The sequence below is a fragment of the Bradyrhizobium macuxiense genome (assembly GCF_001542415.1).
In the GTDB taxonomy this organism is placed as follows: Bacteria; Pseudomonadota; Alphaproteobacteria; order Rhizobiales; family Xanthobacteraceae; genus Bradyrhizobium; species Bradyrhizobium macuxiense.
Genome location: NZ_LNCU01000065.1, coordinates 1 through 11,450, shown reverse-complemented (window position 1 = coordinate 11,450; position 11,450 = coordinate 1). Strand labels below are relative to the sequence as shown.

The 11,450-nt window shown below is 64.1% G+C and carries 9 protein-coding genes and 1 pseudogene; 6 read left to right on the top strand and 4 right to left on the bottom strand.

Features of this window, described 5'->3' with window-relative positions:
* Positions 1-245: 245 nt before the first annotated feature.
* Complete coding sequence (locus AS156_RS19265; RefSeq protein ID WP_066500203.1) at positions 246-1,286, bottom strand: IS110 family RNA-guided transposase; 1,041 nt, start codon at positions 1,284-1,286, stop codon at positions 246-248.
* A 365-nt stretch (positions 1,287-1,651) separates the two neighbouring features.
* On the opposite strand from AS156_RS19265, the gene AS156_RS19260 reads away from it, so the two are divergent.
* The 3 genes from AS156_RS19260 (at position 1,652) to AS156_RS19250 (ending at position 5,011) form a co-directional block, all read left to right on the top strand.
* Positions 1,652-2,578: an SMP-30/gluconolactonase/LRE family protein gene (locus AS156_RS19260; RefSeq protein WP_066507561.1), complete on the top strand. Its 927-nt coding sequence runs from the start codon at positions 1,652-1,654 to the stop codon at positions 2,576-2,578.
* 167 nt (positions 2,579-2,745) lie between these two features.
* Complete coding sequence (locus AS156_RS19255) at positions 2,746-3,339, top strand: GNAT family N-acetyltransferase (RefSeq protein WP_066507559.1); 594 nt, start codon at positions 2,746-2,748, stop codon at positions 3,337-3,339.
* A 28-nt stretch (positions 3,340-3,367) separates the two neighbouring features.
* Positions 3,368-5,011 (top strand): GMC family oxidoreductase, encoded by a 1,644-nt coding sequence (locus AS156_RS19250; protein ID WP_066507558.1) that lies wholly within the window; start codon positions 3,368-3,370, stop codon positions 5,009-5,011.
* 210 nt (positions 5,012-5,221) lie between these two features.
* Here the strand turns inward: AS156_RS19250 and AS156_RS19245 are convergent, their stop codons facing one another.
* The 3 genes from AS156_RS19245 to AS156_RS19235 form a co-directional block, all read right to left on the bottom strand.
* Positions 5,222-6,724 carry a flavin-containing monooxygenase gene (locus AS156_RS19245; protein ID WP_066507556.1) on the bottom strand — a complete coding sequence of 501 codons (1,503 nt, stop codon included), beginning with the start codon at positions 6,722-6,724 and terminating at the stop codon, positions 5,222-5,224.
* Between the two features lie 78 nt (positions 6,725-6,802).
* Entirely contained in the window at positions 6,803-7,645 is an 843-nt protein-coding gene (locus AS156_RS19240) for an AAA family ATPase (RefSeq protein WP_066507555.1), read from the bottom strand.
* Between the two features lie 93 nt (positions 7,646-7,738).
* Positions 7,739-7,984 carry a GlsB/YeaQ/YmgE family stress response membrane protein gene (locus AS156_RS19235; RefSeq protein ID WP_066507553.1) on the bottom strand — a complete coding sequence of 82 codons (246 nt, stop codon included), beginning with the start codon at positions 7,982-7,984 and terminating at the stop codon, positions 7,739-7,741.
* Positions 7,985-8,247: 263 nt separating this feature from the next.
* Here AS156_RS19235 and AS156_RS19230 point away from each other — a divergent pair, with 263 nt between their 5' ends.
* The 3 genes and pseudogenes from AS156_RS19230 to sseA form a co-directional block, all read left to right on the top strand.
* The gene (locus AS156_RS19230) at positions 8,248-9,423 is read left to right on the top strand and encodes a vWA domain-containing protein (protein ID WP_066507548.1); all 1,176 of its coding nucleotides are present in this window, start codon (positions 8,248-8,250) and stop codon (positions 9,421-9,423) included.
* A gap of 141 nt (positions 9,424-9,564) precedes the next feature.
* Positions 9,565-9,978 (top strand): rhodanese-like domain-containing protein, encoded by a 414-nt coding sequence (locus AS156_RS19225; protein ID WP_066507545.1) that lies wholly within the window; start codon positions 9,565-9,567, stop codon positions 9,976-9,978.
* 97 nt (positions 9,979-10,075) lie between these two features.
* Positions 10,076-10,876, top strand: a pseudogene (gene sseA / locus AS156_RS19220) (3-mercaptopyruvate sulfurtransferase); the annotation flags it as partial.
* Positions 10,877-11,450 lie beyond the last annotated feature (574 nt).

The following is an 11,450-nucleotide window of genomic DNA, read 5'->3' as shown; positions in this document are numbered from 1 at the left end:
CCCCGTGGCACAAGAGCTTTTTGGTGAGATCGGATCGCTTGCATCCATATGTCCGGCCTGTTGAGCGCGATCGATTGGATCGCTGGCCAAGATGGTTTGCGCGATGCGAGTTCCAAACAACCTGGCGACCTGCTGGCGGCCAATGGGTCCCACGGATTGTCTCGCATCGTTGCTCGATCGATCGCTCCATCTGCTCCTGCAGCTCCGGATCGGCCGGCGAGCGAGCCCGCCGGTCGGCCAATCTGTTAGGCGGCCACTGCCGTAGCGGCATTCGACCGCGCCGCGTCGTAACTCTCGCCGGTCACCATGAGCTTCCAGGCGATGCGGGCGACCTTGTTGGCGAGCGCCACGGCGGCGAGCTTCGGCGGCTTGCGCGCAATCAATGCCAGCAGCCAGCGCGGATGCTGGCCGCGCCCACCTCTGGCCTGCCGGATCACCGCCGTGGCCCCGATCACGAGCAGTCGTCTCAAGTCCTCGTCGCCCGCCCGCGTGATCTTGCCGAGCCTGGTCTTGCCACCAGTGGAATGGTCCTTGGGCGTCAATCCCACCCAGGCCGCAAAATGCCGACCGGAGGGGAACGCACGCGGATCGGGCGTCTTCATCACCAGCGCGGTCGCAATGATCGGGCCGACCGCGGGGATCGTTGCCAGACGCCGGCCCGTGGCATCGCCGCGGTGCCAGGCCATCACCTTGGCCTCGATTGCCTCCAGTTCGCTCTCGAGCTTGGCGTACTCGCGGCCCAGCACGACAAACAGCTCACGCGCCAGAGCGGGAAGCGTCTCGTTCTGCGCGATCTGCGCCAGCAGCGGCTCGATCCTGTCCAGCCCCCTGGGTGCAATCAGGCCATACTCCGCCGCGTGGCCGCGGATCGTATTGGTCAACTGGGTGCGCCGGGCGATCAACCCGTCGCGGATTCCCATCAGCATCAACGCGGCTTGCTGCTCGGCTGTCTTGACCGGCACAAAGCGCATGGTCCGCCGGCTCATCGCCTCACACAGCGCTTCCGCATCCCGCCAGTCGTTCTTGTTCCGCGCGACATAGGGCTTCACCAATTGCGGGGCCATCAGCTTCACCTCATGGCCCAGCCTGGAGAGCTCCCGCGCCCAATATTGCGAGGCTCCGCAGGCCTCCATCCCGATCACGGTCGGCGGCAATTTGGCAAAGAACTCCACCACCTGCTTGCGCGAAAGCTTCTTGCGCAGCACAGGCCGCTCATCCTCATCAATCCCGTGCAGCACAAAAATATACTTCGACGTATCCATTCCAATGCGGATAATCTTCGTCACGGACGGCTCCCTTGCTGAGATTTGCAACAACCTCATTCTGGCACACTGATGCCGTAGGGGGCCGTCCACCCCATCAACCACGAATGTCGATTTATGCGCACCGCTGGAATCCCGTTCACAACATCCGCCGCGGAGTATGGGTCCCTGCTTACGCAGGGACGACAGTCGTGGATGGGGCGCGACATAGGGCCCTTCACAGCGACGACATCGCTGTCGCAGCGCGCCCTCAACATCATCGCCGGGCAGCGTTGCGGGGTGGTTGCTTGGCAAGCCAGACCCACTTTGCCATAACAGGATGAAACAAACATGTTGCGCGTGCGGGACCTCTAGGACTCCGCCTGCAGCCAAAGAGCCGGGAGGATGCCATGGCCAATATTCGAGTTCTCGCCACCGATCTGGAGTTTCCCGAAGGTCCCGTCGTCATGCCCGACGGCTCGGTTGTGCTGGTCGAAATCCGCGGCCAGCGGCTGACCCGGGTCTTTCCCGATGGGCGCAAGGAAATCGTCGCCAAGGTCCCGGGCGGGCCGAACGGCGCGGCGCTGGGGCCCGACGGCAAGATGTATGTCTGCAACAATGGCGGCTTCTCCTGGGTCCCGACCCGCAACATGATCATGCCGGGGCCGCAGCCGGAGGATTATCTCGGCGGCTCGATCCAGCGCGTCGATCTGCAGTCTGGCAAGGTCGAGACCGTCGTCACCAAATGCGGCGAGCATGATCTGCGCGGGCCGAACGATCTCGTGTTCGACAAGCAGGGCGGCCTGTGGTTCTCCGACCTCGGCAAGCGCCGCGCCCGCGACATGGATGTCGGCGGGTTCTACTATCTGAAGCCCGGCATGACCGAGATCGTCGAGGCCGTGCACGGCATCCTGCCGGCCAACGGCATCGGCCTGTCGCCGGACGAGAAGACCGTCTACATCGCGGAAACGCCCACCGCACGGCTGTGGGCCTATGAGGTCTCCGAGCCCGGCACCGTGAAGCCGCGCGACGTGATCTATCGCGGCGAGCGCGGCAAGCCGATCGCGGGCCTCGGCGGCTACCAGATGTTCGATTCCCTCGCGGTCGAGGCCAATGGCAATGTCTGCGTCGCGACCCTGGTCTCGGGCTGCATCTCGGTGATCGCGCCCGACGGCACCGTGGTCGAGCAGGTGCCGACCGGCGACCGCGTCACCACCAACATCGCCTTCGGCGGCCCGGAGCTGAAGACGGCGTACATCACGCTGTCCGGCAAGGGCGAGCTGATCGCGATGGACTGGTCGCGGCCGGGATTGCCGCTGAACTTTCTGAATAAATGATGCCGCTCACCGTCATTGCGAGGAGCTCGCGACAAAATTGCAAGGCAATTTTGCGCTGAAGCGACGAAGCAATCCATGCGTCCGCGCCTGTGGGCAGATGGATTGCTTCGCTTCGCTCGCAATGACGGATAGAGTGAGGCTCACCCAGACATAGAGGATCTTCGCAAATGCCCTGGCTTGAACCGGTCATCCTTCGCGGCACCCATGCGCGGCTGGAGCCGCTGTCGCATGATCACGCCGCCGGACTGACCGAGGCCGTGAAGGATGGCGAGCTCTGGAAGCTCTGGTACACGGCGATTCCGAAGCCGGAGAACATGACCAAGGAGATCGATCGCCGGCTCGGCCTGCAGACTGCCGGCTCGATGCTGCCGTTCACGGTGTTCGACGCCGACGACACGATCTGCGGCATGTCGACCTACATGAACGTGGATACGCCGAACCGCCGCGTTGAAATCGGCTCGACCTGGTACGCCAGGCGTGTGCAGCGCAGCGCGGTCAATACGCAGTGCAAGCTGCTGCTGCTAACGCACGCCTTCGAGAAGCTCGATTGCATCGCGGTCGAGTTCCGCACGCACTTCTTCAATCACCAGAGCCGGCGCGGCATCGAGCGTCTGGGCGCCAAGCAGGACGGCATCCTGCGCAGCCACCAGATCTCGCCCAACGGCTCGTTGCGCGACACGGTGGTTTACAGCATCATCGCCAGCGAATGGCCGACGGCGAAAGCCCATCTCACCTATCAACTCCACGAAAAGGTGCGCTGACATCTGAATCGGCGCCAGAAACGAAACGATGGAAACGTTCGATTATGTGATCATCGGGGCAGGCTCCGCCGGGAGCGTGCTGACCAACCGGTTGAGTGAAGATCCCACCACTCGCGTCTGCGTGCTGGAGGCGGGGCCGAGCGACTGGCATCCCTACATCCACCTGCCGGCCGGCTTCATCAAGACCTTCCACATGAAGAGCGTGAATTGGGCCTATCAGCAGGAGCCCGGTCCGTACACCGGAGGACGCAGCATCTACGCGCCGCGCGGCAAGACGCTCGGCGGCTCGTCCTCGATCAACGGCCACATCTACAATCGCGGCCAGCGCCAGGATTTCGACACCTGGGCGCAGCTCGGCAATCGCGGCTGGGGCTATCCAGACGTGCTGCCCTATTTCCGGCGCATGGAGAAAAGGATCGGCGAGGGCGACGACACCTATCGCGGCCGCGACGGCAACCTCACCGTCACGACAATGGACTGGAAGGATCCGCTGTGCGAGGCCTTCATGGAAGGTGCGGTCAGCCTCGGCATTCCGCGCAATCCCGATTACAACGGCAAGATCCAGGAGGGCGTCTCCTACTGCCAGCGCACCATCCTGAACGGCCGGCGCGTCAGCGCCGCGACTGCGTTCCTGCATCCGGCGCGGCGGCGGCCCAATGTCGACGTGCGCACGCATGCCCATGTCACCGGCATCATCTTCGAGGGCAAGCGCGCCGTCGGCGTGCGCTACAACAGGGGCGGCAAGCACGGCGACCCGCTCGAGATCCGCGTCAACAAGGAGGTCATCCTCTCCGGCGGCGCCTATAACTCGCCGCAGCTGCTGCAGCTCTCCGGCGTCGGCTCGCCCGATCTGCTGAAGTCCCACGGCATCGAGGTGCGTCACGCGCTGCCAGGTGTCGGCGAAGGCCTGCAGGATCACTACGCGCCGCGCTCGGTGGCGCGGGTGAAGAACATCAGGACCATCAACGAGCTTCGCCGCGGCATGAGCTTGTGGGTCGAGGCGCTGAAATGGGCGACGACACGGCGCGGCCTGCTGTCGCTGTCGCCGACCATGGTCTATTGCTTCTGGCATTCTGGCGAGACCACCGAGAGCTCCGACCTGCAGCTCACTTTCACGCCGGCGAGCTACAAGGAGGGCGTGCAGGGCCAGCTCGAGGACGAGCCCGGCATGACGGTGGCGTCCTGGCAGCAGCGGCCGGAGAGCCGCGGCTATGTCCGTATCCGCTCCGCCGATCCGTTCCAGCCGCCGATCATCCAGACCAACTATCTCGGCGAGGAGATCGACCGCCGCGTCGTCGTCGCCGGCATGAAGCTGGCGCGCCGGCTGCTCGCCTCCGAGCCGCTCAAGCCGTATTTCGCCTATGAGGATTTTCCGGGCCCGAAGGTGCAGAGCGACGCCGAGCTGCTCGCCGCCGCGACCCAGCGCGGCACCACCACCTTCCATCCCGGCTGCACCTGCCGGATGGGTCCGGCCGACGCGCGGTGGGCCGTGGTCGACGACCAGCTTCGTGTCCACGGCTTGGAAGGCCTGCGCGTGATCGACGCCTCGATCATGCCGCGGATGATCTCGGCCAATCTCAACGCCTCGACGTTGATGATCGCCGACAAGGCCTCCGACATGATCCGCGGCAGGACGCCCGAGGCGTCTGCGAAGCTCGAGGAGTATGCGTGACGGGAGCTGCCGTTATTGCAATGACGGAGTGTTCGGTGAAGACGTGATGTACCCGACGACGCTCTTCGATCCGCGCGCGATATCTATCCCCGTCATGCTGAGAAGGCCGCGCAGCGGCCGTCTCGAAGCTTCGATGGCCATGAGCCGGGTCGTGCACCCTTCGAGGCTCGCTTCGCGAGCGCCTCAGGGTGACGGGATTAGTGAGGGAGCTCAGCCGTAGACGAACGCCTTGTCCTTGAGGTCGATCGCCGGGAATTCGTCCTTCTCGGCCCAGTAGTCCTGGTTGTGCTGCCACTCCGGCTTGTCGCCGCGCTTCGGCAGCAGGTGCATGCCGCGCATCATGTAGCCGGGGTTGAAGTTCTCCGGATCGATCCATGGCAGCAGCGGCATGTTGTGGTCTTCGGCGCGCAGCGCCGGCGTCACCTTACTCGCGCCGGTCTCCTTCATGTGCTTGAGCATGCGGCAGACGAAGTCGGCGACGAGGTCGACGCGCAAGGTCCAGCTGGCGCGGAAATAACCGAACACCCAGACGAGGTTCGGCACGCCGGTGAACATCATGCCGCGATAGGTCACGGTGTCGGCGAAATCGAGCGGCTTGCCGTCGATCTCGAAGTCGATACCGCCGTTGGCGGAGAGGTGGAAGCCGGTTGCGGTGATGATGATGTCCGCCTCGAGCTCCTTGCCGGACTTCAGCAGGATGCCCTTCTCGGTGAAGCGATCGATCTCGTCGGTGACGACCGATGCCTTGCCGCCCTTGATGGCGTGGAACAGGTCGGCGTCCGGAATGAAGGCGATGCGCTGCCGCCACGGCCGGTAGCGCGGCGTGAAGTGGGTGGCGATGTCGTAGTCCTTGCCGAGAACGGCTTCGACCGCCGCCAGCAGGTCCTTCTTGGCGCCCTCCGGCTCGGCGAAGGTCCGCTTGGTGAACGCGTCCTGCTCGAACAGGATCTTGCGGCGGGTGATCTCGTGGATCCAGTGCTCGTCGACCTGCAGCCTGCGCAGCTCCTCGGCGATCTCGATCGCGTTGCGGCCGGTGCGGAAATAGGTCGGCGAGCGCTGCAGCATGGTGACGTGGCCGGCATCCTTGGCCATCGCCGGGATCAGCGTCGCGGCGGTGGCGCCGGAGCCGATCACGACCACGCGCTTGCCCTTGTAGTCGAGATCGTCGGGCCAGGTCTGCGGATGCACGATCGGACCCTTGAACTTCGCCATGTCGGTCCATTCGGGCGTGTAGCCCTCGGTGTGGCTGTAGTAGCCCTGGCACATCCAGAAGAAGTTGGTGGTGAAGCGCAGCCTCTCGCCGGTGTCGGGCCGCGTCGCGTCGATGGTCCAGAGATTGGTCTCGTTCGACCACTTCGCCGCGGTGATGGTGTAGCGATAGCGGATGTGGCTGTCGAGATCGTTCTCCTCGATCACCTCGCCCATGTATTTCAGGATCTCGGCTGCGGTCGCGATCGGCGCGCTGGTCCACGGCTTGAAGCGATAGCCGAAAGTATGCAGGTCGCTGTCGGAGCGGATGCCGGGATAGCGGTGGGTGGACCAGGTGCCGCCGAATGTCTTCTGCGTCTCCAGCACCACGAAGCTGGTGCCCGGGCATTGGGTCGTGAGGTGATAGGCAGCGCCGACGCCGGAGATGCCGGCGCCCGCAATCAGGACGTCGAAATGTTCAGTCGTGACGGGCTCGGCGGCCCGGATCTGGGTCTGGACGTTCATCTTCCCTGGTCTTCTTGTTTGTTGGAGCGGATAAGCAAAACGCCGGAGCCACGGCCCCGGCGCTCGCCGATATCGGAACTAGACTTCGCGGCGGCTCAGGAACGCTAGCCGCTCGAACAGATGCACGTCCTGCTCGTTCTTCAAGAGAGCGCCGTGCAGCGGCGGGATCAGCTTGCGCGGATCGCGTTCACGCAGCATTTCGGGCGTGATGTCCTCGTTCAGCAGCAGCTTGAGCCAGTCGAGCAGCTCCGAGGTCGAAGGCTTTTTCTTCAGGCCCGGCACCTCACGGACCTCGAAGAAGATCCGCAGCGCCTCTTCCACCAGCCGCTTCTTGATGCCGGGGAAGTGCACGTCGACGATCTTGCCCATCGTGTCGGCGTCGGGGAACTTGATGTAGTGGAAGAAGCAGCGGCGCAGGAAGGCGTCCGGCAGTTCCTTCTCGTTGTTCGACGTGATCATCACGATCGGGCGCAGCTTCGCCTTGATGTTCTCGCCGGTCTCGTAGACGAAGAACTCCATGCGATCGAGCTCAAGCAGGAGGTCGTTTGGGAATTCGATGTCGGCCTTGTCGATTTCGTCGATCAGCAGCACCGGGCGCTTCTCGTGGGTGAAGGCCTCCCACAGCTTGCCGCGCTTGATGTAGTTCTTGATGTCGGACACGCGGCCGTCGCCGAGCTGGCTGTCGCGCAGGCGGGAGACGGCGTCGTATTCGTAGAGACCCTGTTGCGCCTTGGTGGTGGACTTGATGTGCCAGGTCAGCAGCGGTGCATCGAGCGCCTTGGCGACTTCCTCGGCCAGCACGGTCTTGCCGGTGCCGGGCTCGCCCTTCACCAGGAGCGGACGCTCGAGCACGATGGCGGCATTGACGGCGACCTTGAGGTCATCGGTGGCGACGTAATCCTTGGTACCGGTGAATTTCATCTATCTTCTTGCCTTGGTTCGTTCCTTGGCCATTTAGGCCTCAACATGAAACGACCGCTCTCGCAGCGGTCGTTCGGTGTGCAATATGGTCGATCACGCGCGTCTGATCACTGACAGGATCACCAGCACGATCACTGCGCCGATGGTCGCGTTGATGACGTCGCGGATCGCACTGCTTCCGAGGCTGATGCCGAGCCGCGGCAACAGCCAGCTCGCCACCAGCGCGCCGATGATGCCGACGACGATGTTTCCGATCAGCCCGAAGCCCGCGCCGCGCACGATCTGCCCGGCGAGCCAGCCGGCGATCGCGCCGATCACCAGCGCCGCGATGATACCCATTCCAAACGCCTCTGCCTCAATGACCTGTCACGCACAATTCTAGTTGAAAAACCCGGCCGGTCTAGCGCGGATTCCGCAGCGCAGCGGTGCTCAAGGCGGTTTCCGCATGGAATGTCAATCATCATCTTTCCGCTCTGCGGAATGGCTGGCGCGCCGGCAGGCCGAAGTTCGGGGGCAGCAGGCGAAAGCGAATGGCTGATCTCGGGGCAGAGCACGGCCGTGGCCCCTTGACGGCACCGGCCCAGCGGGCGATCTAGGTAATTATGTTCCTGCAGTTCTTCACATCGCTGCGCGACGCCCAGGTCCCCGTGACGCTACGGGAATATCTGACGTTGATGGAAGCGCTTGACGCCGATCTCGCCGAACAATCGGTCGAGAACTTCTACTATTTGTCGCGCTCTGCGCTGGTGAAGGATGAGCGCAACCTCGACAAGTTCGACCGCGTGTTCGGCTCCGTGTTCAAGGGACTCGAGAGCCTGCTCGATGCCATGGACAAGGCGGAGATCCCCGAGGAGTGGCTGAAGAAGCTCGCGGAGAAATATCTCACCGAGGAAGAGAAGAAGCAGATCGAGGCCATGGGCTGGGACAAGCTCATGGAGACGCTGAAGAAGCGGCTCGAGGAGCAGAAGGGCCGCCACCAGGGCGGCAGCAAGTGGATCGGCACGGCTGGCACGTCTCCCTTCGGCGCTCATGGCTACAATCCCGAAGGCGTCCGCATCGGGCAGGAGAAGAACCGCAACAACCGCGCCGTGAAGGTGTGGGACAAGCGCGAGTTCAAGGACCTCGACGGCAATGTCGAGCTCGGCATCCGCAACATCAAGGTCGCGCTGCGCCGCCTGCGCAAGTTCGCGCGGACCGGCGCGCCTGACGAGCTCGACCTCGACACCACGATTAAGGAGACCGCCAACCACGGCTATCTTGACGTGCACATGCGCCCCGAGCGGCGCAACGCGGTCAAAGTGCTGGTGTTCTTCGATATCGGCGGCTCGATGGATTCGCATATCGAGCAGGTCGAGGAATTGTTCTCGGCCGCCAAGAGCGAATTCAAGCACATGGAGTATTTCTACTTCCACAACTGCCTCTATGAAGGCGTCTGGAAGCAGAACAAGCGGCGCTTCACCGACCGCACGCCAACCTGGGACGTGCTGCATAAATATCCGCACGATTACAAGGTGGTGTTCGTCGGCGACGCCTCGATGTCGCCCTACGAGATCATGGTCCCCGGCGGCTCGGTCGAGCATGTCAACGAGGAGGCCGGCTCGGTCTGGCTCGACCGTATCATCCGTACCTATCCGCATGCGGTATGGCTCAATCCGGTGGCGCAGAAGCACTGGGATTATTCGGAATCGACCACCATCATCCGCCGTCTGTTCTCCGAGCGCATGTATCCGATTACGATCGAGGGTCTGGAGAACGCGATGAGGGAGCTGGTTCGGTAACAGCTTCCGTCGTTCCGGGGCGATGCGAAGCATCGAACTATGGTGCGCAATCGCGCACCTGAGAATCTCGAGATTCCGGATCAGCCGCTTCGCGACTGTCCGGAATGACGGTGGCGAAGACAAAGACAAAGGGAGAGCTCCATGGCCCAGAACATCCACCGCGGCATCAAGGTGATGATCGACGAAGCCAATGCCGAGATCGAGACCATCAGCGCCAAGGATGCGATCACGCTGATCGGCAAGGACGACGTCGTCATCGTGGACATTCGCGATCCGCGCGAGATCGAGCGCGACGGCAAGATCCCCGGCGCATTCTCCTGCACCCGCGGCATGTTGGAATTCTGGATCGATCCGAACAGCCCCTACGCCAAGCCGATCTTTCAGGAAGACAAGAAGTTCATCTTCCACTGCGCCGGCGGCCTCCGCTCGGCGCTCGCCGCCAAGACCGCAAAGGATATGGGCCTGAAGCCGGTCGCCCACATGGGCGGCGGTTTCGCAGCGTGGCGTGACGCCGGCGGACCGATCGAGGCGTGGGAGCCGAAGAAGAAGGGCTAGCAGATGTCACACGCGGGCTTGACCCGCGCGTCCATCGTTTCAAGGGAAGATGGATTGCCGGATCAGGTCCGGCAATGACGATGGAGAGATATCCAAGATGACTTCGACCGACGATCCGCTTGTTTCAACCGAATGGCTTGCCGCGCATCTCGGTGACGCCAACGTCAAGGTTCTCGACGCGACGTTCAAGCTGCCCGGCGTGCTGCCGCTGCCCAAGGACGACTACCTCGCCGCGCATCTCCCCGGCGCGGCGTTCTTCGACGTCGACGCAGTGTCGGATCATTCCAATCCGCTGCCGCACATGTTTCCGAGCGCCGAGCAATTCGGCCGCGATGTCGGCGCGCTCGGTGTCAGCAATGCCGACACCGTCGTGATCTACGATGCCGGTGGCTGGGTCGCAGCGCCCCGCGCCTGGTGGATGTTCCTGTCCTACGGCCACCGCGATGTGCGCATTCTCAACGGCGGCCTGAAGAAGTGGCGGGCCGAGGGCCGGCCGGTTGAGAGCGGCGAAATCAAGCCTAAGGCGGCAACCTTCAAGGCGAGCTACGATCCGAAGCGCGTGCGCAGCATCGAGCAGATGATCGCCAATGTCGAAAGCCGCAACGAGCAGGTGATCGACGCGCGCGCCGCCGAGCGTTTCGAGGGCCGTGCGCCGGAGCCACGGCCGGGCATTCGCGCAGGCCACATCCCGGGCGCCCGTAACGTCCCCTACAACGTGCTGTTCGATGCCGCGACCGGCGTGATGAAGCCGCTCGACGATCTGCGCGCGGCGTTCACCGGTTCCGGCGTGAAGTTCGATGCCCCGATCGTGACGAGCTGCGGCTCAGGCGTCTCGGCCGGCGTGCTGACGCTCGCGCTCTACCGGCTCGGCGTCACCGATACGGCGCTGTATGACGGCNCCCGCCGATCGCGACGGGGCCGGCCTGACCTGCGGCTACCGCCGGGTGACCGGCATGGGGTTGCCGAACGGGTCCAGCACCGTCTGCTGAACGACCGCCTGCCGGGCGGCTCGCGCACGAGCGATCCGCCGCCGTTCCTTCCGATGCGCTGGCTTGCTGCTCGCGCTGTGGTCCGGCTTCTTCTTCGCCTCAGAGGCCGCCCGCTTCGTCTTAGCGGTCTTCTGTTCGACGACGGCTTCAGGTCCGCCCAGCGTCGCGATCCTGGTCTCGGCAGCAATCGCTTCGGCTGTCGGCGGTGGCGCCGGCTCAACGACTGCAGGGGCTGGCGCGGCGGGGACCGGTTCGCTGCTTGAAGCGGTCGAATCAACCGCTGCTGCAACCTTCGGCTCGGCGGGAGCAGGCACAGCTTCGGTGGCCGCAGGAGGTGGCTGCGGCGTCGGCGAAGTGTCCGCGGCTTGTGGGGCGGCCTCTGCCGGCGGCGGGACGTCAGCGGCCGATGCCTGCGGAGCGGGCGCCGGCGCGGGCTCTTCAGTGGGCTTCGCTTCCGGCGCTGGGGCGGCCGGACGCGGCGGG

Bases quoted from the DNA above. Each gene is read 5' to 3' on its own strand.
- AS156_RS19260 (WP_066507561.1), top strand. From the start codon at position 1,652: ATGGCCAATATTCGAGTTCTCGCCACCGATCTGGAGTTTCCCGAAGGT.
- AS156_RS19255 (WP_066507559.1), top strand. From the start codon at position 2,746: ATGCCCTGGCTTGAACCGGTCATCCTTCGCGGCACCCATGCGCGGCTG.
- AS156_RS19250 (WP_066507558.1), top strand. From the start codon at position 3,368: ATGGAAACGTTCGATTATGTGATCATCGGGGCAGGCTCCGCCGGGAGC.
- AS156_RS19245 (WP_066507556.1), bottom strand. From the start codon at position 6,724: ATGAACGTCCAGACCCAGATCCGGGCCGCCGAGCCCGTCACGACTGAA.
- AS156_RS19240 (WP_066507555.1), bottom strand. From the start codon at position 7,645: ATGAAATTCACCGGTACCAAGGATTACGTCGCCACCGATGACCTCAAG.
- AS156_RS19235 (WP_066507553.1), bottom strand. From the start codon at position 7,984: ATGGGTATCATCGCGGCGCTGGTGATCGGCGCGATCGCCGGCTGGCTC.
- AS156_RS19230 (WP_066507548.1), top strand. From the start codon at position 8,248: ATGTTCCTGCAGTTCTTCACATCGCTGCGCGACGCCCAGGTCCCCGTG.
- AS156_RS19225 (WP_066507545.1), top strand. From the start codon at position 9,565: ATGGCCCAGAACATCCACCGCGGCATCAAGGTGATGATCGACGAAGCC.